Source organism: Streptomyces sp. NBC_01446, assembly GCF_026340095.1.
Classification (GTDB): Bacteria; Actinomycetota; Actinomycetes; order Streptomycetales; family Streptomycetaceae; genus Streptomyces; species Streptomyces aureus.
The window spans coordinates 2,963,035-2,987,258 of record NZ_JAPEPO010000001.1 but is presented as its reverse complement, the minus strand read 5'-3'; the positions used below and the strand labels follow the sequence as shown (position 1 = coordinate 2,987,258).

Here is a 24,224-nt window from a genome sequence, read left to right as displayed (position 1 = left end):
GCGGCCGCTCCCCCCGATTCGGGAGCCCGTATGGGACGTTATGTGATCAGGCGTCTGCTGCAGATGATCCCGGTCTTCTTCGGCGCGACGCTGCTCATCTTCCTGATGGTCAACGTGATGGGCGACCCCATCGCGGGACTGTGCGGCGACAAGCAGTGCGACCCCGCCACGGCCGCTCAGCTGGAGAAGGAGTTCGGCCTCGACAAGCCCGTCTGGCAGCAATACCTGACGTACATGGGGAACGTCTTCACCGGCGACTTCGGCACCGCGTTCAACGGCCAGAAGGTGACCGAACTGATGGCGGCCGCCTTCCCCGTGACGATCCGCCTGACGATCGTGGCGATCCTCTTCGAGATCGTCATCGGCATCTCGCTCGGCGTCGTCACCGGCCTGCGCCGCGGCCGTCCCGTCGACACCTCCGTGCTGCTCCTCACCCTGGTCGTCATCTCCGTCCCCACTTTCGTCACCGGTCTGCTCCTCCAGCTCCTGCTGGGCGTCGAGTGGGGGATCATCAAACCCGCGGTGTCCACGGAGGCGACGTTCTCCGAACTGATCGTCCCCGGCCTCGTGCTCGCGTCGGTCTCCCTCGCGTACGTCACCCGGCTCACCAGGACCTCGATCGCCGAGAACCGGCGCGCCGACTACGTCCGTACGGCCATCGCCAAGGGCCTGCCGCGCCGTCGCGTCATCGTCCGGCACCTGCTGCGCAACTCGCTGATCCCGGTCGTCACCTTCATCGGCACCGACATCGGCGCCCTGATGGGCGGCGCCATCGTCACGGAGCGGATCTTCAACATCCACGGCGTCGGCTACCAGCTCTACCAGGGCATCGTCCGGCAGAACACCCAGACCGTCGTCGGCTTCGTGACGGTACTCGTCCTCGTCTTCCTGGCGGCCAACCTGATCGTCGACCTCCTGTACGCCGTACTCGACCCGAGGATCCGCTATGCCTGAACCCGAGCCGCCGGAGCCCTACTCGTCGGGCGGAGGGCGCGTCCCGGACGACGGAGGAGCCATCGCCGCGACGGGCGCGGGCGGCGCCATGGACCTCGCCACGAGCGAGGGGACAACCTTGGAGAAGACTCCGGGCGGCCCCGAAGGCACGGGACCCGCGGGCAGGCCGAGAAGCCTCTGGTCGGACGCCTGGCGCGATCTGCGCCGCAACCCGATCTTCATCATCTCGGGCCTGGTCATCGTCTTCCTCGTGATCATCTCGATCTGGCCCTCGCTGATCGCCTCCGGCAACCCGCTCTCCTGCGACCTCGCCAAGGCCCAGGAGGGCTCCCAGCCCGGCCATCCGTTCGGTTTCAACGGCCAGGGCTGCGACGTCTACACGCGCACCGTGTACGGCGCCCGCACCTCCGTCACCGTCGGCGTCTGCGCCACCGTCGGCGTCGCCCTCCTGGGCAGCGTCCTCGGCGGGCTCGCCGGGTTCTTCGGCGGGGTGTGGGACGCGATCCTGTCCCGCATCACCGACGTCTTCTTCGCCATCCCCGTCGTCCTGGGCGGCCTGGTGCTCCTGTCCGTGGTCACCAGCTCCACCGTCTGGCCGGTCATCGGGTTCATGGTGCTGCTCGGCTGGCCGCAGCTCTCCCGCATCGCCCGCGGCTCCGTCATCACGGCCAAGCAGAACGACTACGTGCAGGCGGCGCGGGCGCTCGGCGCCTCCAACTCCCGGATGATGCTGCGGCACATCCTGCCCAACGCGATCGCGCCGGTCATCGTCGTCGCCACCATCGCGCTCGGCACGTACATCTCCCTCGAGGCGACGCTCTCGTACCTCGGCGTCGGCCTGAAGCCGCCCACCGTGAGCTGGGGCATCGACATCTCCTCGGCGTCCCAGTACATCCGCAACGCCCCGCACATGCTGCTCTGGCCCGCCGGCGCCCTCGCGATCACCGTGCTCGCTTTCATCATGCTCGGCGACGCGGTGCGCGACGCCCTCGACCCCAAGCTGAGGTAGGCGCCCATGCTGCTCGAAGTGCGCGATCTGCACGTGGAGTTCCGGACGCGCGACGGCATCGCCAACGCCGTCAACGGCGTCAGCTACACCGTCGACGAGGGCGAGACCCTCGCCGTGCTCGGCGAGTCCGGGTCCGGCAAGTCCGTGACCGCCCAGGCGATCATGGGCATCCTCGACATCCCGCCCGGGAAGATCACCGGCGGCGAGATCCTCTTCCAGGGCACGGACCTCCTCAAGCTCAAGGAGGACGGGCGGCGCAAGATCCGCGGCGCGAAGATGGCGATGATCTTCCAGGACGCGCTCAGCTCCCTCAACCCCGTACTGTCCGTGGGTGCCCAGATCGGCGAGCTGTTCACCGTCCACAAGGGCATGTCCCGCAAGGACGCCAAGGCCAAGGCCGTCGAGCTGATGGACCGCGTCAGGATCCCCGCCGCCAAGGAGCGGGTCGGCCAGTACCCGCACCAGTTCAGCGGCGGCATGCGCCAGCGCATCATGATCGCGATGGCGCTCGCCCTGGAACCGGACCTGATCATCGCCGACGAGCCCACCACCGCCCTCGACGTCACCGTCCAGGCCCAGGTCATGGAGCTGCTCGCCGAACTCCAGCGCGAGCTCAGGATGGGCCTCATCCTCATCACGCACGACCTCGGCGTGGTCGCCGACGTAGCCGACAAGATCGCCGTCATGTACGCGGGCCGCATCGTCGAGACGGCGCCCGTGCACGAGATCTACAAGGCGCCCGCCCACCCGTACACCAAGGGCCTGCTCGAATCGATCCCGCGCCTGGACCAGAAGGGCCAGGAGCTGTACGCGATCAAGGGCCTGCCGCCCAATCTGATGCACATCCCGCCCGGCTGCGCCTTCAACCCGCGCTGCCCGATGGCCCAGGACGTGTGCCGCGCGGACGTTCCCCCGCTCTTCGAGGTGAGTCCGACGCGCCGGAGCGCCTGCTACTTCTGGAAGGAGACGCTCGATGGCTGACCTGGCGAAAGAGGCGCACGCCGCCGCCCCCGTGCCGGCCGGCGAGCCGATCCTCGAGGTCAGCGGGCTGGTCAAGCACTATCCGCTCACTCAGGGGATCCTGTTCAAGAAGCAGGTCGGCGCGGTCAAGGCCGTGGACGGCGTCGACTTCGTGCTGGGCCAGGGCGAGACCCTCGGCATCGTCGGCGAGTCCGGCTGCGGCAAGTCGACCGTCGCCAGGATGCTGGTCAACTTGGAGCGGCCGACCGCCGGGCAGATCAAGTACAGGGGCGAGGACATCACCAAGCTGTCCGGGCGTGCCCTCAAGGCCGTACGCCGCAACATCCAGATGGTGTTCCAGGACCCGTACACGTCCCTCAACCCGCGCATGACGGTCGGCGACATCATCGGGGAGCCGTACGAGATCCACCCCGAGGTCGCGCCCAAGGGCGACCGGCGCCGCAAGGTGCAGGACCTTCTGGACGTCGTCGGGCTCAACCCGGAGTACATCAACCGGTACCCGCACCAGTTCTCCGGCGGCCAGCGCCAGCGCATCGGCATCGCGCGCGGCCTCGCCCTGCGCCCCGAGATCATCGTCGCCGACGAGCCGGTCTCCGCGCTCGACGTCTCCGTGCAGGCACAGGTCATCAACCTGCTCGACAGCCTCCAGAACGAGTTCGACCTCAGTTACGTCTTCATCGCCCACGACCTGTCGATCGTGCGGCACATCTCCGACCGGGTCGGCGTCATGTACCTCGGGCGCATCGTCGAGATCGGCACCGACGAGCAGATCTACGAACACCCCACGCACCCCTACACGCAGGCGCTCCTGTCCGCCGTGCCCGTCCCCGACCCGGAGGCGCGCGACCACCGCGAGCGGATCATCCTCACCGGCGATGTGCCGTCCCCGGCCAACATCCCCTCCGGCTGCCGTTTCCGCACCCGCTGCTGGAAGGCGCAGGAGCGGTGCGCGCTGGAGGTGCCGGCGCTGGCGGTGCCCGCCGTGTTCCGCATCGGGGACACACCGGCGAAGCACGACTCGGCCTGCCACTTCGCCGAGGAGAAGCGCGTCGTCCCCACCGAGTAGGCGTACGTGTCGCGACAAATGCACATCAACTTCGTTAACACACAGGCAACTTGACCGTCGCGGCACCGATATACGAACGCGTCAGGCTGAACAGCGTACGGCCGTGCGGGTGCCGTGGACCGGCCGGGGCGCGCCATGTCGCCCCGGCCGGTCGCCTTTCTAGACCAGCCCCAGCGAGCGCTTCAGGAAGTCCACCTGGAGCAGCAGCAGGTTCTCCGCTACCTGCTCCTGCGGCGTCATGTGCGTCACGCCCGACAGCGGCAGCACCTCGTGCGGGCGGCCCGCGGCGAGGAGCGCCGACGAAAGCCGCAGGCTGTGCGCCACCACGACGTTGTCGTCGGCCAGGCCGTGCACGATCATCAGCGGCCGGTGCTGGCCCGCCGCCTCGGCCAGACCGTCGTCGGTGACCAGGGAGTTCTTCGCGTACACCTGCGGCGCGGCCTTCGGGTCGCCCAGGTAGCGCTCCGTGTAGTGCGTGTCGTAGAGCCGCCAGTCCGTGACCGGGGCGCCGGCGATGCCCGCGTGGAAGACGTCCGGGCGGCGCAGGACCGCGAGCCCCGCCAGATACCCGCCGTACGACCAGCCGCGGATCGCCACCCGGTTCAGGTCGAGCGGGAAGGCGTCGGCCAGCGCGTGCAGCGCCGTGATCTGGTCGTCGAGCGTGAGGGTGAGGTCGTCGCGGACCGCCTTCTCCCGGGCGGGGGAGTGGCCGGGGGTGCCGCGGCCGTCCGCGACGACCACCGCGAAGCCCTGGTCGGCGAACCACTGCGACGTCAGATGCGGATTGTGCGCGGCGAGCACCCGCTGCCCGTGCGGGCCGCCGTACGGGTCGAGCAGCACCGGCAGCGGCCCGTCCCCCTGCTGGTACGAGGATGGGAGCAGGACGGCGCACGGGATGCCGGCCGCCTCCGTGAGCGTCAGGCGAGGGCTCAGCGAGGGGCGCTCGGCATGCGAGGCGACCGTCGCGATCTGCTTGCCGTCCCGCATCAACCGCACCCGGGTGCCGGGCTCGTCGGTGCGCGCGGACGCCAGGACGGTCACGCCGCCCGCGCGCACCGCGGAGTGCACGCCCGGCTCGTCCGAGACGCGCTCCACGCCCAGCTCGTTGACCCGGTACACATGCACCTCGCCGGTCTCCCGGTCCCGCGCCGCCGAGCCCGCCGACGCCGAGACGAGCACGTCGCTCTCACCCACGTCCAGGACTGCCCGCACGTGCAACTGCGGCCCGGTCAGGGGCCGTTCGCCGACCGCGAGGACCCGCGCCCCGCCCTCGTCGGCGATCCGCACGAGCTGCCCGCTCGGCGACCAGGACGGCACGCCGGGGAACAGCTCCAGCCACTGCCCGTCCTCGTCGGCGTGCACCATCCGCGTCGAACCGTCCTCGACGTTCACCGCGAGATACAGCTCACTGAGCTGGTCACGGGCCTGTACGAGGATCAGCGGCGCCCCGTTGGCCGACCAGTGCACCCGGGCGAGATACGGGTACCTCGCCCGGTCCCACGACACCTCGGTGCGCGACCCGTCCAGGCCGATGACGAAGAGCCGCACCTCCGCGTTGGGCGTGCCCGCCGCCGGGTACGCGTTGCGGGCGGGCTTGCGGTCCGGGTGCGCCGGATCCGCGATCCACCAGCGCCGCACCGCCGCGTCGTCCGCCCGGGCCACCAGGAGCCGGTCCGAGTCGGGCGACCACCAAAAGCCCCGGGAGCGGCCCATCTCCTCGGCCGCGATGAACTCCGCGAGCCCGTACGTGACGGTCGACGCCTCGTCCTCGCCCGGATCGGCGAGGGCCCGGTCGCCCTCGCCGTCGGCGCCGACCACGCGCAGGGCGCCCCCGGACACGTACGCGACATGGCGGCCGTCCGGCGAGGGTCGCGGGTCGATCAGCGGACCATGACGTGCGGGGTCGCGGAGTTCGCGGGTCGTGCCCGCGCGCAGCTCCGCGGTGAACAGCCGTCCCGACAGCGCGAACGCGGCCTGCTCCACGGCCGTGTCCGTCGCATAGGCGACGATGCCCGCGGCGCCCTCGCGGCTGCGTTCGCGGCGCGAGCGCTCCTCGTCCGACAGGTCCTCCTCGGCGCCGCCGAGGAGGACCCGCGGATCGGCGGCGATCCGCTCCTCGCCGGACGTCACGTCCAGGACCCACAGCGCGTTCGCCCGATCGGTACCGGACCCGGACCGCAGGAAGGCGACGCGCTCGCCGTCGGGCGCCACCGTGAACGCCCGTGGTGCGCCGAGAGTGAAGCGCTGGGTGCGGGCGTGCTGGCGCGGAAAGGAGAGAGGCTCGGTGGTCATCCCCCGACCCTATGGGGCCGTGCCGCCGTGCGCCCCCCTTGCTGCCATGCACCGACTCATGCGTCGGGACGGATAGTTATGATCCATAGCGCTGCGTGGGCAAGAAACGCTCGGCTACCGCGTGGCGTACGGCAGTTGGACTCGGATCAAGGGAGGTGGACCGCTGTGGCACTCTCGATTTCGGCAGTGGTGCTGTTCGCGATCATCGTCTTCATTCTGATCAGGAAGTCGGGTCTGAAGGCCGGACACGCGATCGTCTGCGTCCTGCTCGGGTTCTATCTCGCCAGCTCGTCCATCGCCCCCACCATCAGCGAGCTCACGACGAACGTCGCGGGCATGATCGGCGGGATCAAGCTCTAGTCGCGCCGTCGGGAGTCCTAGGCTGGGGCGCATGACGGAACTGCCCGACCGGCGTCTGCTCCTCGTGCACGCGCACCCCGACGACGAGTCGATCAACAATGGCGCCACCATGGCCAAGTACGCGGCCGACGGGGCCCACGTCACCCTGGTGACCTGCACCCTCGGCGAGGAGGGCGAGGTCATCCCGGACGTTCTCGCGCACCTCGCCCCGGACCGCGAGGACATCCTCGGCCCGCACCGCATCGGCGAGCTCACCGCCGCCATGAAGGAGCTCGGGGTCACCGACCACCGCTTCCTCGGCGGCCCCGGACGCTTCCGGGACTCCGGGATGATGGGCGCGGAGCAGAACGACCGGCCGGGCGCCTTCTGGTCCGCCGACCTGGACGAGGCCGCCGCGTATCTCGTCGAGGTGATCCGCGAGGTCCGTCCCCAGGTCCTCGTCACCTACGACCCGGACGGCGGCTACGGCCACCCCGACCACATCCAGGCCCACCGCGTCGCCATGCGCGCCGCCGAACTCGCGGCCGAGCCCGCGTTCCGCCGGGACCTGGGCGACACCCACACCGTCGCGAAGATCTACTGGAACCGTGTGCCCAGGTCCGTGGCCGAGGAGCGCTTCCGGTGGCTGGCCGGTGTCCTCGGCTCGACCCCGTACGAGACCGCGGCCGAGATCGGCGACGTGCCGGGCGTCGTCGACGACGAGCGGGTCACCGCGGAGATCGACGGCAGGGCCTTCGTCGCGGCCAAGACCGCCGCGATGCGCGCCCACACCACCCAGGTGGAGATCGCACCCGGCGGCGAGCCGGTCTTCGCCCTGTCGAACGGGCTCGCCCAGCCCGTCTTCGACAAGGAGTATTACGAGTTGGCGCGGGGCGAGGCAGAGGCGCCGTACGAGACGGACCTGTTCGCGGGAGTGGTGGCGTGATGAGTGGCGCAGACAAGTCGGGCAACCCGGCCAGGTCCGGCCGGGCGGCGGCGTCGAGCGGCGCCGCGAAGTCCGCGGGCGGCCCGCCCGTCCGGCCTGCGGCGACCGGCCTCGACGCCGGGCACATCGCCGTGCTGACCGGCCTCCTCGTGCTCGGCGCGCTCGTCGGAATGGCCGGTTCCCTCGTCCAAGGGGGCCTGTTCCCGGGCGGGTTGCTGCTCGCGCTGCTCGGCGCGGCCGGCGCGTTCCTCGGCGGGGCACGGGTGACGGGCACCAGGGCAGGGGCCGTCGCACCGGCCGTGGGCTGGGCCGTCGCGGTCATCCTGCTCACGGCGAGCCGGCCCGAGGGCGACTTCCTCTTCGGCGCGGGAACCGGCTCCTATCTGTTCCTTCTCGGCGGGATGGCCGTCGCTGTGATGTGCGCCACCCTTGGTCTGTCGCAGCAACCACCGGGGCCCGCCGCCCGACTTGGGAAGTGACGTACCACTTCGGCCCGTGCCCCGCACAGGTTTCGTCGGCGGTCACCGGATGCGTTCCGGCCGCGGCCAGTATGGTGGTGCGCGCCGCCGAGCAGCCCGCGTGAGGTCGAGACGGGCGGCGGAGCCAACCGGGAGATCCTGCTTTGAGCCGTGAAACTGACAGTTCGTCCTCCGGGCCCCAGGGGCGCGGCGGTGCCGCGTACCCCTCGGGGACGCCTCCGTACGGCACCCCCGCCCAGGGCGCCGGTCCCGGCGACGGTGCGCCCGGCGATGCCGGGCAGCCCGCCGAGGGCCGGCCGGTCCCCGAGGAACGCAAGACAGAGACCACGCTGACGACGCGGATCCGGATCAACATCCCCGGATCGCGCCCCATCCCGCCCGTAGTGATGCGCACGCCCATGAGCGACGTGGACGCGGGACCCACCACCCCGGACCCGGCCGCCGCGCCGGCCCCGGCACCTCGGGCCCCCGCCGCCCCCGCTCCCCGGACCCCTCCTTCGGGTGACGGCCAGGGCGCACCGGCCGCGGAGGAGAAGACGAGCAGCTGGTTCGCGCCACGTAAGTCGGGCGCCCCCCAGGGGAGCCCGCCCGCCTCCGGCAGTCCCGCTCCGGGCAACTCCGGTGCGGTGCCCGGCCCGTCGGGCGGCTCCGGCGCCTTCGACGTGTCCGGCGCCGTCGCGTCCGGGCCGCTCGGCGGCACCGCGTCGCACGACCGCCGGCAGCAGCCCGGGAACTCCGGCGACCCGCACCGCGGCGACCTGCCCTACTTCGCCGGGAACGCCGACGGCTCGGGCCCCGGCGTCCCCCCGCGCGGCCCTTCGGGCCCGACCACGGGACCCGTCGGCGGCGACAGCCCCATGGCACGCCCCGGCGGACCTGCCGGTGGCCCTCCCGGCGGTCGGCGGCCGCCGCAGATGAGCGACGACACCGCGATCCTCACGCCGCAGAAGCCCGCGCCCGAGCCGGGCCCGGGCGGCCATGTCTCCGGCGAGACGCTCACCAGCGGCATCCCGGTCGTCCCGCCGGGCCTCGGCGGACCGAACGCGCCGTTCGCCCCCGGCGGCCCGCGCCCCGACGGGCCGCTGCCGCACACCCCGCCGAAGCTCCCCGACCCGGTCGGCCAGAACGCCCCGGCCGCGCCCCGCAAGAAGAAGGGCCGCAACAAGCTCGTCCTCGCGGGCGCGGGCGTCGTGGGCCTCGCCGGTGTCGCCTACGGTGCAGGTCTGCTGATGAACCACTCGGACGTGCCCAAGAACACGACCGTGCTCGGCGTCGACATCGGCGGCGGCACCCGTGACGAGGCCGCGGCCAAGCTCGACACCGCGTTCGGCAAGCGCACCACCGACCCGCTCCAGCTGTCGGTCGACGGCAAGTCCGTGCCGCTCAGGCCGGACCAGGCGGGTCTGAGCCTGGACAGCACGGCGACGGTGGCGGCGGCCGCGGGCAGCGACTACAACCCGGTCTCCGTGATCGGCTCGCTGTTCGGCAACGAGCGCGTCGTGGAGCCGGTCATGCCCGTCGACGAGGAGAAGCTCCAGGCCGCCCTCGAACGGGCCGCCGGCGGCGCCGACTCCGGCGACGGCACGATCAGGTTCGTCCCCGGCAAGGCCATCGCCGTGTACGGCAAGACGGGCAAGGGCATCGACGTCGCCCGGTCCTCCTCGTCCGTCGAGGAGGCGTACCGCACGCATGTGGAGACGGGCGCCTCGCGGCCCGTGCCGATGGCGACGACGACCCGCAAGCCGACCGTCCCGAACGCCGAGGTCGACCGGATGATGAAGGAGTTCGCGGAGCCGGCCATGTCCGCGAACGTCGTCATCAAGGCGGGCAACGCACAGATCCCGTTCGGCCCCGCCAAGTCACTGCCGCAGATCCTCAGCGTCAAGGCCATCGACGGCAAGCTCGTCGACTACTACGACAAGGCCGCCCTGAAGAAGCTGTACGGCAACACGTTCGACGGCATCCTCATCACGCGCGGCACCGGCAAGAAGACGCCGGTGACGCCCGAGGACGTCATCGGCGTGATGCGGCAGGCCCTCAAGGGCAAGACGCCCGCCGAGCGCACCGGGGTCATCGAGACCAACCCGGGATAACCGGCACGCACGTCACACACCGGGCGGGTCCCTTCACGGGGCCCGCCCGCTGTGCTGCCGCCCGCGGACATGACATCTGTCATCCCGGACTCCGGCCGCCCGACACTGCCGGGCACCCGCCCCCGCCCGCCACCATGGGTTCCATGACAACGACAGCACAGGCCACCGAGGTGGTCAGCTTCGAGCGGGTGAGCAAGAGCTACGGGGACGTCAGGGCCGTGGACGGGCTCACCCTCGATCTGCACCCGGGCGAGACCGTCGCCCTCCTCGGCCCGAACGGTGCGGGCAAGTCCACCACCCTCGACCTCCTCCTCGGCCTGCGCCCCGCCGACACCGGCAGCGTCCGCGTCTTCGGCACCAGCCCCCGGGACGCGATCGTCCAGGGCCGCGTCGGCGCCATGCTGCAGAGCGGCGGCCTGATGGACGAGGTCACCGTGGCCGAGCTCGTGAAGCTCGCCTGCGCCCTGCACCCCAAGCCGTACAAGCCGGGCGAGGTGATGTCCCGGGCGGGCATCGCGCAGCTCGCCGACCGCAAGGTCAACAAGCTCTCCGGCGGCCAGGAGCAGCGCGTCCGCTTCGCCCTCGCCACCGCCGGGGCCAACGACCTCATCGTGCTCGACGAACCGACCACCGGCATGGACGTCTCGGCCCGGCAGGCGTTCTGGGCCACGATGCGCGAACAGGCCGACCAGGGCCGCACGGTCCTCTTCGCCACGCACTACCTGGAGGAGGCCGACGCGATCGCCGACCGCGTCCTCGTCCTGCACCGCGGCCGCCTCCTCGCCGACGGCACCGCCGCCGAGATCAAGGCCAGGGCGGGCGCCCGCAAGGTCGCCTTCGACCTGGAGGGCGACATCGACGAACAGGCCTTGCGCGCCCTGCCGTTCCTCACCACCCTCGACGTGTCGGGTCGCACCGTCCGCCTCCAGTCGAGCGACGCCGACGCCACCGTGCACGCCCTGTACGGACTCGGCGTCTACCCGCGCAACCTGGAGGTCGCGGGCCTCGGCCTGGAGCAGGCCTTCGTAGCCATTACCACGGCCGAGGAGGCCAGGACGTCATGAACAGCCTGATCAAGCTCGAGATCACCCGAGCCCTGCGCAACAAGAAGTTCCTGTTCTTCTCCGTCGTCTACCCGTCGGTCCTTTTCCTGCTCATCGCGGGCAGCTCCGACAGCTCGACCATGGTCGACGGCACCGGCCTGAACCTCGCCGCGTTCATGATGGTGTCGATGGCGTCCTTCGGCGCCCTGACCGCCGTCCTCATGGGCAACAGCGAGCGCATCGCCAAGGAGCGCGAGAGCGGCTGGGTGCGCCAGCTGCGCCTGACGACGCTCCCCGGGCGCGGCTACGTCCTCGCCAAGACCGCCAGCGCCGCCGTGGTCAGCCTGCCGTCCATCGTCGTCGTCTTCGTCGTGGCGGCCGTCACCAAGGGCGTACGGCTCGACGCCTGGCAGTGGCTCGCCCTCGTCGTCGCGATCTGGGCCGGCAGCCTGTGCTTCGCCGCGCTCGGCGTCGCCATCGGCTACCTCGCGACCGGCGACGCCGTCCGCCCCATCACGATGATCGTCTACTTCGGCCTGTCGATCCTGGGCGGCCTGTGGTTCCCCTCGACCGGCTTCCCGCAGTGGCTCAGCGACATCGCGTCCTGGCTGCCCACACACGCGTACGCTGCCCTCGGCCAGGCCATCGAGCTGGGCAACGCCCCGCACGGCAAGGACGTCACGCTGATCGTCGCCTACTTCCTGGTCTTCGCCGGCGGCGCGGCCTGGCTGTACCGGAAGGACACCCTGAAGGCGTGAACGCCCGGACGGCGGACGAGATCAGGCTCACCGGCATGGGGCAGTCGCCCCGCAACCAGCGTGAGGCCCTGCGCAAGCTGCTGTGGATCGGCATCTGGCTGGTCTTCATGGCGGATCCGATCGACGACCTCGTCAACGGCGGCCACACGGCCTGGGCCACCGCGCTCGGCTGGCTCGGCCTGGTCGCCTTCGTCGGCGTCTACCTGGCCCTCGTCTTCCGCCACACGGCCCGCGCCCTGCGCCTGGGGCGGCTGGCCGCGATCCTCGGGGCGCTCGCCGCGGTCGCCGTCGTCATGTCCCTCACGCTCGGCGCCCCCTGGCTCGTCCTGTTCGTGTACGTCTCCGTGTCCTGCGGGGCGGTGCTGCCCATGCGGTACGCCCGCTGGACGATCGTCGCGGTCACGGCCGCGATGGTCCTCCTCGGGATCCCGCTCGGCCGCGGCTGGGACCTCGGCCTGGTCGTGCCCGCCCTCCTCGGCGGCTTCGCGATGACGGGCGTACGGCAGCTCGTGCGCACGACCGTCGAACTGCGCAGGGCGCGCGCCACCGTCGCCCAGCTCGCGGCCAACGAGGAGCGCCTGCGCCTCGCCCGCGACCTGCACGACCTCCTCGGCCACTCGCTCTCCCTGATCACGCTCAAGAGCGAGCTCGCCGGCCGCATGCTCCCCGACCACCCCGAGAAGGCGGCCCAGCAGGTCGCCGACATCGAGCAGGTCAGCCGCCAGGCCCTCGTCGACGTCCGGGAGGCCGTCACCGGCTACCGGCGCCCCCGTCTCGGCGCCGAACTGGCCGGAGCGCGCGCCGCGCTGGCCGCCGCCGGCATCGAGGCCGCGGTCCCCGCGGACGCGCCCGACGACCTGCCCGCCGAACAGGAGGCCGCCCTCGCCTGGACCCTGCGCGAGGCGGTCACCAACGCCGTACGGCACAGCGGCGCCCACCGCTGCATGGTCGGTATCGCCCGCCGCCAGACCCTGGACGGCCCCGTCATGGAGCTCACGGTGGAGGACGACGGGGCCGGTGCCGCGGCGGGCGGCAGCGGCGTACCCGGCAACGGCCTGACAGGCCTGCGCGAACGCGTCGAGGGCGTCGGCGGCACCCTGGAGGCGGCGCCCGTGCGGGACCGCGGGTTCCTGCTGGTGGCCCGGGTGCCCGTGGGCTCCGTAGGATCCGCCGCATGAGCGCTCAGATCAAGGTCCTGCTCGCGGAGGACCAGTCGATGGTGCGGGAGGCCCTCGCGGCGCTCCTCGGCCTCGAACCCGACATCGAGGTCGTCGCCCAGGTGGCGCGCGGCGACGAGGTGCTCGAGGCGGCCCGCGCACACGGCCCCGACGTGGCGCTCCTGGACATCGAGATGCCCGGCATGACCGGCATCGAGGCCGCCGCCCAGCTCAGCGAGCACCTGCCCGCCCTCAAGGTCGTCGTCCTCACCACGTTCGGCCGCCCCGGCTATCTCCGTACGGCGATGGAGTCCGGCGCCCACGCGTTCCTCGTCAAGGACGCCCCCGCGGCCCAACTCGCCGAAGCCGTACGCAAGGTGCTCGCCGGCGAGCGTGTCATCGACCCCACCCTCGCGGCCGCCGCGCTCGCCGGGGGCGCCAACCCGCTGACCGACCGCGAACGCGAGATCCTGCGCGCGGCGGCCGACGGCTCGACCAACGCCGAGCTGGCGGCGGCCCTGCACCTGTCGCAGGGCACGGTCCGCAACTACCTCTCGACGGCCATCCAGAAGCTCGCCGTGCGCAACAGGGCGGAGGCGGTACGGATCGCCCGCGAGAAGGGCTGGCTGTAGCCGGTCAGTTGAGCATCGCCCGGGCCGCCCGCGCCTGCGCGCGCACCATCTCGGCGGCCGGGGCGTCCACGGCGCCCACCACATCCGCGTACGCGTCCAGCTCCGCCGCCCCCGCGAGGAAGTCCCCGCTGCGGACGAGGAGCTGGGCCCGCTCGTAGCGCAGCCGGGCCGGGTGCGCGGGCAGCAGCAGCGACAGCTCGACCGCCCACATCGCCACGTCCGACCGCTCCGGCCGCGCCGCCGCCCACGCACGGATGTTGTTCAGGATCCGCAGCACGACGTCCAGCGGATCGGCCGGTTGCAGCATCGCCGCGTTCAGCGGCGCCCCCGTCGCACCGGCCACGAGCAGCTCCGCGTCCGCACCGGTCAGCACCCGGCCCCCGTCGAACGGGTCGGCGAGCACCTGATCCTGCGCGGGGCCGAACCCGACCACGAAGTGCCCCGGCAGCGCCACCCCGTACACCGGAGCCCCCGCCCGCCGCGCGACCTCCATCCACACCACCGACAGCAGGATCGGCAGCCCTCGCCTGCGCCGCACCACCTCGTGCAGGAGCGAGGACTCCAGCCGCTCGTAGTCGCCCGGCGTGCCACGGAAACCGCAGCGGGCGCCCAGCAGCTCGGCCAGCGCCGTCGCCCACGCCAGCGGGCCGCCGGGCCGGAACGGCACCTGTCCGGCGAGCCGGTCGAGGTCCATCTGGACCGCGTCCATACCGGACTCGTCGAGCGAGCCGTCCGCTTCGGCGGCCACCAGCAGGCACAGCTGCGACAGATCGGGACGCTCCGCCCGAGCCTCCTCGGCGAACCGCCGGCGCAGCTCCTCGGAGCGGGGTGAGATGTGGGGGGACATGCGTGCCTCGCTCAGTGTCCGGCCGGGTCCGGTGCGCGGTAGTGGTGGTACGCGTGGTGCGCGGCGAAGCCCAGCCGCCCGTACAGCGCCCGAGCCCCCTCATTGTCCGCCTCCACCTGGAGCCAGGCCGCCGACGCGCCCTCCTCCAGCGCGCGCCGCGAGAGCGCCGTCATCACGGCGGACGCCAGGCCCTGGCGCCGCCGTGACGGAGCCACCTCGACCGCCGCGAAACCGGCCCACCGCCCGTCCACGACGCACCGCCCGATCGCGTCGGGCTCCCCGCCCTCGCCCGGCACCGTCGCGAACCACACGGAAGGCCCGGCGGTCAGCACCTTCAGGGCCACCTCGCTCGCGCCCTTGCGCTGATACCGGCCGAGCCACGCCTCGCCCGGCTCCCGCGTCAGCTCGACCCGGTCGCCGGGGTCCACGCCGTCCGCGACCGGCGCGAGCCCGCCGACCCACATCTCCGCGCTGACCTCACGCACCCACTCCCGCGCCTCCAGCTCCGCGCACAGCAGCTCCTGCGTGCCCTCGGCGCCGGTCGCGGTCTGGATGTACGCGGGCAGCCCGCGCCGCGCGTACCAGGCGCGGACACGGGAGAGCGCCTCGTCGAGGGGGAGCCCGGGATCCCCCAGCGGCAGCACCGAGTTGGCCCGCCGGGTGAACCCGGAGGCTGCCCGCAGCTCCCAGTCGCCGAGCCGCTCGCTCTCCACCGGCTGCCACGCGCGTGCGGCAGCCCGCGCCAGCTCCTCGTACGACGCGGCGGGCCCGCGGCGCCTGGCGGGCGCGGCCGGCACGACCTTCCCCGCGACCAGTGACGATTCCGGAATACGGACCTGTTCGCCGCCCCGTGTTGTGATGAGCAGCACACCGTCGTTCCACGATGTGAGAACTCCGACCGCGTCGGTGAACTTCGCACCCGGCGAGCCGCCCTCGGCCAGTCGGCGCACAGACACACGTTTTCCCACGTCAGAGGCCGTCAAGCGAACCTCGAGCCGTCCGCCCGCAGTGAATTCCACAGCTCGGTCCACCCCTCCTGTTCGGATCATGCCCAGGAACGGAGATACTAGGTGCGGGCATCGACGACGCCGCGCTCCCGCGCGCCACGCGGACGAGCCGCAGATCGGCCCGCCGCGCCCTACCGAGGAGGAACGACAGCGTGACCTACGTCATCGCGCAGCCTTGTGTCGACGTGAAGGACAAGGCGTGCATCGAGGAGTGCCCGGTCGACTGCATCTACGAGGGCTCCCGGTCCTTGTACATCCACCCGGACGAATGCGTCGACTGTGGAGCCTGTGAGCCGGTCTGCCCGGTCGAGGCGATCTTCTACGAGGACGACACTCCCGAAGAGTGGAAGGACTACTACAAGGCGAACGTCGAGTTCTTCGACGAGCTCGGTTCGCCCGGCGGCGCCAGCAAGCTCGGCCTGATCGAGCGCGACCACGCCTTCATCGCCGCGCTTCCGCCGCAGAACCAGTAAGCGGGCCGCATATCGCGCCGCCCCGGTCCCGTACGGCACTCCCGCTGTACGGGACCGAGGCGTTTGCCCGAGTACGCATGCACGTACGAAAGAAGTGAGCCAGGTGTCCGCAGTCTCCGACCGCCTTCCCACGTTCCCCTGGGACAAGCTCGAGCCGTACAAGAAGACGGCCGCCGCCCACGAGGGCGGGATCGTCGACCTCTCCGTCGGCACGCCGGTCGACCCGGTGCCCGAGCTGATCCAGAAAGCGCTGATCGCGGCCGCGGACTCGCCGGGCTATCCCACGGTGTGGGGCACGCCCGAGCTGCGGGACGCACTCGTGGGCTGGAGCGAGCGGCGCCTCGGCGCGCGCGGGTTCACCCACCACAACGTCCTGCCGATCGTCGGCTCCAAGGAGCTCGTGGCCTGGCTCCCGACGCAGCTGGGCCTCGGCCCCGGAGACAAGGTCGCCTACCCGCGCCTGGCCTACCCGACGTACGAGGTCGGCGCCCGCCTCGCCCGCGCGGACCACGTCGCGTACGACGCTGAGGCATTTGCGGCTGACGCCGAGGGCACAGCGCTCGACCCGACAGGGATCAAGCTCCTATGGCTCAACTCGCCCTCGAACCCGACCGGCCGCGTCCTGTCCAAGGACGAGCTGACCCGGATCGTCGCCTGGGCACGCGAGCACGGCATCCTCGTCTTCTCCGACGAGTGCTACATCGAGCTCGGCTGGGAGGCGGACCCGGTCTCGGTCTTGCACCCGGACGTCTGCGGCGGCTCGTACGAGGGGATCGTGTCGGTCCACTCGCTCTCGAAGCGTTCGAACCTCGCCGGCTACCGGGCCGCCTTCCTGGCCGGTGACGCCGCCGTCCTCGGCGACCTGCTCCAGATCCGCAAGCACGGCGGCATGATGACGTCCGCCCCGACGCAGGCGGCCGTCGTCGCGGCGCTCGGCGACGACGACCACGTACAGGAGCAGCGCGGGCGCTACGCGGCCCGCCGCGCGGCCCTGCGGGACGCCCTGGTCCAGCACGGCTTCCGCATCGAGCACAGCGAGGCGAGCCTCTACCTGTGGGCCACGCGCCACGAGTCCTGCTGGGACACCGTGGCGCATCTGGCGGAGCTGGGGATCCTGGTCGCGCCCGGCGACTTCTACGGCCCCGCGGGCGACCGGTTCGTCCGCGTGGCGCTGACGGCGAGCGACGAGCGCGTGGCCGCGGCGGTCGAGCGTCTGAGCCAGGGCGCCTGAGCCAGGGCATCTGAGCTGGGGCGCCTGAGCCAGGGCGCCAGAGCTGGGGCGTCTGCGTTACGGCTCACGGCACAGCGAAGGGGGCGGGGAGCCTGTCGTCACAGGCTCCCCGCCCCCTTTCACTCTCACTGTGTGCCGGATGCTCAGCTGAGCGGCAGGCCCTGCGTCGGGAGCTCGCCCGTGGCGGGGAGCGCGCCGGTGGGCAGGCCGCTGCCGAGCGCGCCGGTCGGGAGGCTGCCGTCGCTGGCCGCACCCGTGGTCTGGCCGACCACGTCACCGGCGCTGCCCGCGACGTCACCGGCCGCCTTCTGGGCGGCGGGGGTGGCCGTCTTGGCGCTCCGGCCCACGGCCTTGCCGACGGTCGGCACGGCCTTCTTCACGGCCTTGCTGCCCGTGTCACCGGCGAGGCCGCTGACGTTCTTGGCGGCGCCGTCGACGGTGTTGCCGACGTTCGCGCCGTCGAGCGCGGTGAGGCCGCCCACGTTCGGGGTGGCCGGGAGGTCTACGGCGCTCGCGGATCCGGCCGCTCCGACCACGGGAGCCGCTCCCGCTGCGATCAGCAGCGCGGCACGGGCGATCCGGCGGGTCAGGGGGAGGGACATTGATGCTCCTTAGACGGGAGAGAACGGTGGTGTAAGGCGCCGGGTGCCCGGCGCTCGGACGCAGTGACTACCGCTCGAAGGTCGCGAAGGTTTCGCCCCCGCAACGTAAAGAGTTGGCAATGTGTCGCATTATCATCTGCGGCGAAAAACGGGCAAACGCCACGCCCTCCGCGAGGTCGTAAAACGCCTACGCCCCTTTACCCGCAAGGGATTTCCGCATATGCCCACGGGGCCTGCGAAGAACCGTGCGGGACGTCGCCCACAGATGACGTACATCGCCCGATCGAGCTATCAACCGCACTACTGCGCGGTGACGATCCGGACCTCTCGGAGGCCCTTCTCGGCCCCCGCCGCGGCCTGCGCCACCGCCCCGCTCCACGTGCCGCCGGCGTCGCCCGCGGTCCAGTCGCGGCCCGCGTAGGACACCCGCTCGATTTGCAGGGCCGACGAGTTGGCCACCGCCCAGTGCGCCAGCTCCCACCCGCGCTGCCGCTCCCCGCCCTCGGCCGAGTCCACCGTGGCGGGTACCGGGACGGTCACGTCGTGCCCGCCCGCGCCGGCCGCCGGCGACACCTCGCGCCCGAAGTCACGCACCAGCGCCGCCCGCACCTTCGCCGGATCGCCCGGCTTCCTGACCTCCGTGCCGCTCGGCCGGCCCTCGCAGGTCAGCGACGCACTCGCCCGGCCGGTCAGCGCCGCGGCGAGCAGCGTGGCGTCCGGCTCGTGCTTCGCGTACGCCTGCGGATAGCCGCTGCGCTGCACCCGCTGCGCGGCGACCGTCAGGGGCAGCCGCGAATAGCCCGGGATCTTGTCCAGGTGCTCGTAGAACCGCCCCGCCGCGTACACCGGGTCCATGATCTGTGCCTGCGTGCCCCAGCCCTCCGACGGGCGCTGCTGGAACAGGCCCAGCGAGTCGCGGTCGCCGTGATGGATGTTGCGCAGGCCCGACTCCTGGAGCGCGGTCGCGAGGGCGATCGTGACGGCGCGCTCGGGCATGCCGCGCGAGGTGCCGACGGCCGAGATCGTCGCCGCGTTCACCGCCTGCTCGGAGGTGAACTCGTAGGACGCGCCGTCGCCGTTCCCCGACACGACCGTGCAGCGCGGGGCCGGTCTGCCGCCCGAGACGTACTGGACCACCAGATACGCGGCGACAGCGAGCAGCACCACGACGGCCGCCCCGATACGGAGGAGACGGCCGCGCCGGACGAGGGTGGGGGGCTCAGGCACGCGTCAAAGGTACTGGAGGCCACCGACAGGGCCCGCGGCCGCCGGGCATTAGGGTCGACGCCATGGACCTCACCGCCCTTGACCTCACGCGGGACGCCGCGCTGCTCACCGCCCAGCTGGTCGACTTCGCGTCGCCGAGCGGGCAGGAGAAGCCCCTCGCCGACGCCATCGAGACGGCCCTGCGCGCCCTGCCGCACCTCACGGTCGACCGGTACGGCAACAACATCGTCGCGCGGACGAACCTGGGGCACGCCGAGCGGGTCATCCTCGCCGGGCACATCGACACGGTCCCGATCGCGGACAACGTCCCCTCGCGCCTCGACGAGGACGGCGTCCTGTGGGGCTGCGGCACCAGCGACATGAAGTCGGGCGTCGCGGTCCAGCTGCGCATCGCGCAGACCGTCACCGAGCCCAACCGCGACCTCACGTTCGTCTTCTACGACAACGAAGAGGTCGCCGCACACCTCAACGGTCTGGGACATGTGGCCGAGGCCCACCCCGACTGGCTGGAGGGCGACTTCGCGATCCTCCTGGAGGGCACCGACGGCGAGGTCGAGGGCGGCTGCCAGGGCACCCTGCGCGTCATCCTGACGACCAAGGGCGAGCGGGCGCACTCCGCGCGCGCGTGGATGGGCTCCAACGCCGTCCACAAGGCCGCCCCCATCCTCGAACGCCTCGCCGCGTACGAGCCCCGCGAGCCCGTCGTCGACGGACTCCGGTTCCACGAGGGCCTCAACGCCGTGCGCATCGAGGGCGGCGTCGCCACCAACGTCATCCCCGACGCCTGCTCCGTCACCGTCAACTTCCGCTACGCGCCCGACCGCAGCGCAGAGGAGGCCGAGGCCTTCGTCCGGGACTTCTTCGCCGGCTGCGACATCGACGACTACGTGGTCGACGACCACACCGGCGGCGCGCGCCCCGGCCTCGACCACCCGGCCGCCGCCGCCTTCATGGCGGCCGTCGGCGGCAAGGCCCGCCCCAAGTTCGGCTGGACGGACGTCTCCCGGTTCAGCGCGCTCGGCGTCCCCGCGGTGAACTACGGCCCCGGCGACCCGATCTTCGCCCACAAGAGGGACGAGCACGTGGACACCCGCAAGATCCTCGCCGCCGAGGAACGTCTGCGCTCCTGGCTCACGGCCTGACACTCCGAGGTCCCCCGCACGTAACCCGCGTAGACCTACCCTTGCTGCACGTACGCAGTGGAGGGAGCAGCGAATGAGCAACCCCGAGGGCAGGAAGCGCCCCAAGGAGCAGCGGCTCGGCCCGGTGATCCGTCGCCGCGACCAGGTCCAGCCGGGCACCACCGACCAGCGCCTCCTCGACTCCGAAGGCCCCTCCGAGTGGGTGCACACCGACCCCTGGCGGGTCCTGCGCATCCAGTCGGAGTTCATCGAGGGTTTCGGCACGCTCGCCGAACTCCCGCCCGCCATCAGCGTGTTCGGCTCGGCCCGTACGCAGACGGACTCGCCGGAGTACGCGGCCGGAGTCGCCATCGGCAAGGCGCTCGTCGAGGCCGGGTTCGCGGTCATCACGGGCGGCGGCCCCGGCGCGATGCAGGCCGCGAACCAGGGCGCCGTCGAGGCCAAGGGCATCTCCGTGGGCCTCGGCATCGAGCTGCCCTTCGAACAGGGCCTCAACCAGTACGTCGACCTCGGCCTGAACTTCCGCTACTTCTTCGTCCGCAAGACGATGTTCGTGAAGTACGCGCAGGGCTTCGTGGTCCTGCCGGGCGGCCTCGGCACCCTGGACGAGTTGTTCGAGGCGCTCACCCTCGTCCAGACCACGAAGGTGACGCGCTTCCCGATCGTCCTCTTCGGTACGCAGTACTGGAGCGGTCTGGTCGACTGGCTGAAGAACACCGTCATCGCCCAGGGCAAGGCCTCCGAGGCCGACCTGCTCCTGTTCCACGTCACGGACGACGTGGAAGAGGCGATCTCCCTCGTGACCAAGGAAGTCGGCAAGTAAGGCCCTGAGGACAGGCGCCTACGCGAGCCCTCGGCGGGCGACCGCCGGGGGCCGGTGGCCGGCGATGGTGGCCACCATGTCGAGCACCTGCCTGGTCTCGGCCACCTCGTGGACCCGGTACACCTGCGCGCCCAGCCACGCCGACACCGCCGTCGTCGCAAGGGTCCCGATCACGCGCTCCTTGACCGGCCTGTCGAGTGTCTCGCCGACGAAGTCCTTGTTCGACAGGGACACCAGGACCGGCCAGCCCGTCTCCACCATCTCGCCCAGCCTGCGCGTCGCCTCCAGGCTGTGCCGGGTGTTCTTGCCGAAGTCGTGCCCCGGGTCGATGAGCACCGACTCACGCGGCACCCCCAGCGCCACGGCCCGCTCGGCGAGCCCCACCGTCACGTCGAGGATGTCCGCCATCACGTCGTCGTAGGCGACCCGGTGCGGGCGCGTACGCGGCTCGGCGCCGCCCGCGTGCGTGCATACCAGGCCCGTCCCGTAACGCGCCGCGACCTCCGCCAGCTTGGGGTCGACGCCGCCCCACGCGTCGTTCAGGACATCGGCGCCGGCCTCGCAGACCGCCTCGCCCACGTCGTGCCGCCAGGTGTCGACGCTGATGACGACGTCCGGGAAGCGGCGGCGCACCTCGGCCACGAAGCCGACCGTGCGGCGCGCCTCCTCCTGCGCGCTCACCTCGTCGCCGGGGCCCGCCTTGACCCCGCCGATGTCGATGATCGCGGCGCCCTCCGCCACGGCCTGTTCGACCCGGGTGAGCGCGGGCTCGTCGTGGAACGTCGAGCCCTGGTCGTAGAACGAGTCAGGAGTCCGGTTCACGATCGCCATGATCACCGGCTCGTGTGCGCCGAACTCGCGCGGGCCAAGCCTGAGCATCCCCTGTGACTCTCCTTGTGGCTGCTGTGAAACCTGTCGACCGGTCGCCTGCGACCTTAACTGTCACACCCTCATGGCACGATCGGACCCTGACAGTTTCCGGACCGGGATCGGGACCGGATCCGGGCTTCGAGCCAGGGGACAGCGAAGATGGTCATGTTCTTGTTTCTGGTCGTCGCGCTCGTCGTGGTCGTCGGCGCGGTGACGCTCGCCGTGCTCGGCGGCGGCGAGAGCGGGGCGCTCCCGGAGGCGCCGCCCGAGCAGTTCGCCGACCCGCTGCCCTACGACCGGCCGGTCGGCCGCGCCGACGTGGAGGCCCTGCGCCTGCCCGTCGCGCTGCGCGGCTACCGCATGGCGGAGGTGGACGACGCCCTCGGGCGGCTCGGCGCCGAGCTCGCCGAGCGGGACCAGCGCATCGCCGACCTCGAGACCGCTCTGTCGGGGGCCCGGGCCCAGCTGCGGCCCCAGGGACCCGGTTTCGGCCGGCACCCCGGAGAGGGCCACCAGTGAGCGACGAGAGCGCAGGCGGCGCCGTACCGGGCCCGGACGGGGCGCTGCGCTGCCCGTGGGGCCTGTCCACCGAGGACTACGTGACGTATCACGACGAGGAGTGGGGCCGCCCCGTCCACGGCGACGACGCGCTGTTCGAGCGGGTCTCCCTGGAGGCGTTCCAGTCCGGCCTGTCCTGGATCACGATCCTGCGCCGCCGCGAGGGCTTCCGCGCCGCGTTCGCCGGGTTCAAGATCTCCGACGTGGCCGCGTTCACGGACAGCGACCGCGAGCGGCTCCTCGCCGACGAGGGCATCATCCGCAACCGCGCCAAGATCGACGCGACGCTGGCCAATGCGCGCGTGCTCGCCGACTGGCCCGAGGGCGAGCTCGACACTCTCATCTGGTCGCACGCCCCTGACCCCGCCACCCGCCCGGCGCCGCGCGTCATCGGCGACGTACCCGCGATCACGGACGAGTCGACGGCCCTGTCCAAGGCGCTCAAGAAGCGCGGCCTGCGCTTCGTCGGCCCGACGACGGCGTACGCGCTGATGCAGGCCTGTGGTCTGGTCAACGACCACCTGGTGGACTGCGTGGCCCGAAGGCGCTGAGGACGGGCCTCAGGCGCGCTCCGGGCCGCGCACGCGTCCTACCGGCCCAGGTACTTGGGCTTCTCCTTGGCGATGAAGGCCTGGACCGCGATGGCGTGGTCCTCCGACGCGCCCGCCCTCGACTGGAGTTCGTCCTCCTTGTCGAGGGACTCGTCCAGGGTGTGACCCGCCGCGAAGGCGAGGGACTCCTTCAGCGCCGCGTACGCCAGCGTCGGACCCTCGGCCAGCGAACGCGCCAGCTTCCGCGCCTCCCCGGCCAGTTCGGCCGCGGGCACGATCCGGTTCGCGATCCCGAGCTCGTACGCCTCCTGCGCCTTCACCGAGCGCGGGAACAGCAGCAGGTCGGCGGCGCGCCCGGGGCCCACGACGCGCGGCAGCGTCCAGGACACACCCGAGTCCGCGGTCAGGGCGACGCCCGCGAAGGACGTGTTGAAGGCCGCCGTGTCCGAGACGATCCGGTAGTCGGCGGCGAGCGCGAAGCCGAAACCGGCCCCGGCGGCCACGCCGTTGACCGCCGCCACGACGGGCTTGGGCATCTGCGTCAGGGCCCGCAGGATCGGGTTGTAGTGCTCGCGCACGGTGTTCATGGTGCGGCCCGTGCCCGCCTCGCGGTCGGCCATCAGGGAGCCCACGTGCTCCTTCAGGTCCTGGCCCACACAGAACGCCCGGTCCCCCGCGGCGGTGAGCAGCACGGCCCGTACCGCACCGTCCGCCGCGGCCGCCTGTGCCGCGTCCCGGAAGGCGACCTTGGACTCGGTGTTCATCGCGTTCATCGCCTCGGGGCGATTGAGCGTGATGGTCGCGAGCCCGTCGCTCACCTCGTAGAGAACGCTGTCGGCCATGGATCCCCTCCAACTGATGCGGCTCGGTCGTCGTCAGTGCTCAGCATGACGGAGATCACGGTCCGCGGCGGGGCCCGCGCATGTGACCTGCGTCAAAGAAATTTGTCTCGGGGGAGTCGTGAAGGAGGCGCAGTATCGCAGCCACATCGCCGAATTGAGTGGTTTTGCTCAAGCGCGTTGTGCAAGCGATGCGGACCGAAGTTGGTCATCGGGTCCCGCGATGCGGGATAATGGCCGGGAAGCAATGTGTTCGATGCCGGTGACACCTGGGTTGTCGGCTGCGATGAGCTGGTTTCAGGAAG

The 24,224-nt window shown here is 71.8% G+C and carries 25 protein-coding genes; 18 read left to right on the top strand and 7 right to left on the bottom strand.

What is annotated here, in order from left to right:
• Window positions 1-30: 30 nt before the first annotated feature.
• The 4 genes from OG456_RS13235 to OG456_RS13220 are packed head-to-tail and all read left to right on the top strand — an operon-like array spanning window position 31 to window position 4,010.
• The gene (locus tag OG456_RS13235) at window positions 31-954 is read left to right on the top strand and encodes an ABC transporter permease (RefSeq protein ID WP_266560538.1); all 924 of its coding nucleotides are present in this window, start codon (window positions 31-33) and stop codon (window positions 952-954) included.
• On the top strand, window positions 947-1,963 hold the full coding sequence (locus tag OG456_RS13230) for an ABC transporter permease (RefSeq protein ID WP_266560536.1): 1,017 nt from the start codon (window positions 947-949) through the stop codon (window positions 1,961-1,963). The genes OG456_RS13235 and OG456_RS13230 overlap by 8 nt, the downstream gene beginning before the upstream one ends.
• A gap of 6 nt (window positions 1,964-1,969) precedes the next feature.
• Complete coding sequence (locus tag OG456_RS13225; protein ID WP_266560535.1) at window positions 1,970-2,944, top strand: ABC transporter ATP-binding protein; 975 nt, start codon at window positions 1,970-1,972, stop codon at window positions 2,942-2,944.
• Entirely contained in the window at window positions 2,937-4,010 is a 1,074-nt protein-coding gene (locus OG456_RS13220) for an ABC transporter ATP-binding protein (RefSeq protein ID WP_266560533.1), read from the top strand. The genes OG456_RS13225 and OG456_RS13220 overlap by 8 nt, the downstream gene beginning before the upstream one ends.
• A 159-nt stretch (window positions 4,011-4,169) precedes the next feature.
• On the opposite strand, the gene OG456_RS13215 is transcribed toward OG456_RS13220, so the two are convergent.
• On the bottom strand, window positions 4,170-6,302 hold the full coding sequence (locus tag OG456_RS13215; protein WP_266560531.1) for a S9 family peptidase: 2,133 nt from the start codon (window positions 6,300-6,302) through the stop codon (window positions 4,170-4,172).
• Window positions 6,303-6,467: 165 nt separating this feature from the next.
• Between OG456_RS13215 and OG456_RS13210 the strand changes: the two genes are divergently transcribed.
• The 8 genes from OG456_RS13210 to OG456_RS13175 all read left to right on the top strand — a co-directional run bounded on the left by OG456_RS13210 (window position 6,468) and on the right by OG456_RS13175 (window position 13,749).
• On the top strand, window positions 6,468-6,662 hold the full coding sequence (locus OG456_RS13210; RefSeq protein ID WP_266560529.1) for a hypothetical protein: 195 nt from the start codon (window positions 6,468-6,470) through the stop codon (window positions 6,660-6,662).
• A gap of 31 nt (window positions 6,663-6,693) precedes the next feature.
• Complete coding sequence (gene mshB, locus OG456_RS13205) at window positions 6,694-7,587, top strand: N-acetyl-1-D-myo-inositol-2-amino-2-deoxy-alpha-D-glucopyranoside deacetylase (RefSeq protein WP_266560527.1); 894 nt, start codon at window positions 6,694-6,696, stop codon at window positions 7,585-7,587.
• Entirely contained in the window at window positions 7,587-8,066 is a 480-nt protein-coding gene (locus OG456_RS13200) for a DUF6113 family protein (protein WP_266560525.1), read from the top strand. Before mshB ends, OG456_RS13200 begins: the two co-directional genes overlap by 1 nt.
• 143 nt (window positions 8,067-8,209) lie before the next feature.
• Entirely contained in the window at window positions 8,210-10,159 is a 1,950-nt protein-coding gene (locus OG456_RS13195) for a hypothetical protein (protein WP_266560523.1), read from the top strand.
• 143 nt (window positions 10,160-10,302) lie between these two features.
• Window positions 10,303-11,223, top strand: a complete 921-nt coding sequence (locus OG456_RS13190; protein WP_266560521.1) for an ABC transporter ATP-binding protein — start codon at window positions 10,303-10,305, stop codon at window positions 11,221-11,223.
• Window positions 11,220-11,960, top strand: coding sequence for an ABC transporter permease (locus OG456_RS13185; protein ID WP_116510336.1), 741 nt, complete (start codon window positions 11,220-11,222; stop codon window positions 11,958-11,960). The genes OG456_RS13190 and OG456_RS13185 overlap by 4 nt, the downstream gene beginning before the upstream one ends.
• A gap of 35 nt (window positions 11,961-11,995) precedes the next feature.
• Window positions 11,996-13,138: a sensor histidine kinase gene (locus OG456_RS13180; RefSeq protein WP_266569197.1), complete on the top strand. Its 1,143-nt coding sequence runs from the start codon at window positions 11,996-11,998 to the stop codon at window positions 13,136-13,138.
• Window positions 13,135-13,749: a response regulator transcription factor gene (locus tag OG456_RS13175; RefSeq protein ID WP_266560518.1), complete on the top strand. Its 615-nt coding sequence runs from the start codon at window positions 13,135-13,137 to the stop codon at window positions 13,747-13,749. Before OG456_RS13180 ends, OG456_RS13175 begins: the two co-directional genes overlap by 4 nt.
• A gap of 4 nt (window positions 13,750-13,753) precedes the next feature.
• On the opposite strand, the gene OG456_RS13170 is transcribed toward OG456_RS13175, so the two are convergent.
• Window positions 13,754-14,596 (bottom strand): transglutaminase-like domain-containing protein, encoded by an 843-nt coding sequence (locus OG456_RS13170; RefSeq protein ID WP_266560516.1) that lies wholly within the window; start codon window positions 14,594-14,596, stop codon window positions 13,754-13,756.
• Window positions 14,597-14,607: 11 nt separating this feature from the next.
• Window positions 14,608-15,615 (bottom strand): GNAT family N-acetyltransferase, encoded by a 1,008-nt coding sequence (locus OG456_RS13165; protein WP_266560514.1) that lies wholly within the window; start codon window positions 15,613-15,615, stop codon window positions 14,608-14,610.
• Between the two features lie 140 nt (window positions 15,616-15,755).
• On the opposite strand from OG456_RS13165, the gene fdxA reads away from it, so the two are divergent.
• Together fdxA and OG456_RS13155 are read left to right on the top strand one after the other, a co-directional pair.
• Window positions 15,756-16,076: a ferredoxin gene (fdxA, locus tag OG456_RS13160; protein ID WP_030573070.1), complete on the top strand. Its 321-nt coding sequence runs from the start codon at window positions 15,756-15,758 to the stop codon at window positions 16,074-16,076.
• A 103-nt stretch (window positions 16,077-16,179) separates the two neighbouring features.
• Entirely contained in the window at window positions 16,180-17,307 is a 1,128-nt protein-coding gene (locus OG456_RS13155; RefSeq protein ID WP_266560510.1) for a bifunctional succinyldiaminopimelate transaminase/glutamate-prephenate aminotransferase, read from the top strand.
• A 143-nt stretch (window positions 17,308-17,450) separates the two neighbouring features.
• Here OG456_RS13155 and OG456_RS13150 read toward each other — a convergent pair whose 3' ends face one another.
• Window positions 17,451-17,909, bottom strand: coding sequence for an ATP-binding protein (locus OG456_RS13150; RefSeq protein WP_266560508.1), 459 nt, complete (start codon window positions 17,907-17,909; stop codon window positions 17,451-17,453).
• Window positions 17,910-18,209: 300 nt separating this feature from the next.
• Window positions 18,210-19,136, bottom strand: a complete 927-nt coding sequence (locus tag OG456_RS13145) for a heavy metal transporter (RefSeq protein ID WP_266560507.1) — start codon at window positions 19,134-19,136, stop codon at window positions 18,210-18,212.
• 62 nt (window positions 19,137-19,198) lie between these two features.
• Between OG456_RS13145 and dapE the strand changes: the two genes are divergently transcribed.
• Together dapE and OG456_RS13135 are read left to right on the top strand one after the other, a co-directional pair.
• The gene (gene dapE / locus OG456_RS13140) at window positions 19,199-20,278 is read left to right on the top strand and encodes a succinyl-diaminopimelate desuccinylase (RefSeq protein WP_266560506.1); all 1,080 of its coding nucleotides are present in this window, start codon (window positions 19,199-19,201) and stop codon (window positions 20,276-20,278) included.
• A 73-nt stretch (window positions 20,279-20,351) separates the two neighbouring features.
• Window positions 20,352-21,101 (top strand): TIGR00730 family Rossman fold protein, encoded by a 750-nt coding sequence (locus OG456_RS13135; RefSeq protein WP_266560504.1) that lies wholly within the window; start codon window positions 20,352-20,354, stop codon window positions 21,099-21,101.
• An 18-nt stretch (window positions 21,102-21,119) separates the two neighbouring features.
• On the opposite strand, the gene folP is transcribed toward OG456_RS13135, so the two are convergent.
• Window positions 21,120-21,980, bottom strand: coding sequence for a dihydropteroate synthase (gene folP / locus OG456_RS13130; protein ID WP_266560502.1), 861 nt, complete (start codon window positions 21,978-21,980; stop codon window positions 21,120-21,122).
• A 150-nt stretch (window positions 21,981-22,130) separates the two neighbouring features.
• Here folP and OG456_RS13125 point away from each other — a divergent pair, with 150 nt between their 5' ends.
• Both OG456_RS13125 and OG456_RS13120 read left to right on the top strand, forming a co-directional pair.
• Entirely contained in the window at window positions 22,131-22,490 is a 360-nt protein-coding gene (locus tag OG456_RS13125; protein ID WP_266560496.1) for a DivIVA domain-containing protein, read from the top strand.
• Window positions 22,487-23,080, top strand: a complete 594-nt coding sequence (locus OG456_RS13120; protein ID WP_323136324.1) for a DNA-3-methyladenine glycosylase I — start codon at window positions 22,487-22,489, stop codon at window positions 23,078-23,080. The genes OG456_RS13125 and OG456_RS13120 overlap by 4 nt, the downstream gene beginning before the upstream one ends.
• Before the next feature lie 38 nt (window positions 23,081-23,118).
• On the opposite strand, the gene OG456_RS13115 is transcribed toward OG456_RS13120, so the two are convergent.
• On the bottom strand, window positions 23,119-23,922 hold the full coding sequence (locus tag OG456_RS13115; RefSeq protein WP_266560494.1) for an enoyl-CoA hydratase/isomerase family protein: 804 nt from the start codon (window positions 23,920-23,922) through the stop codon (window positions 23,119-23,121).
• Window positions 23,923-24,224: the final 302 nt, after the last annotated feature.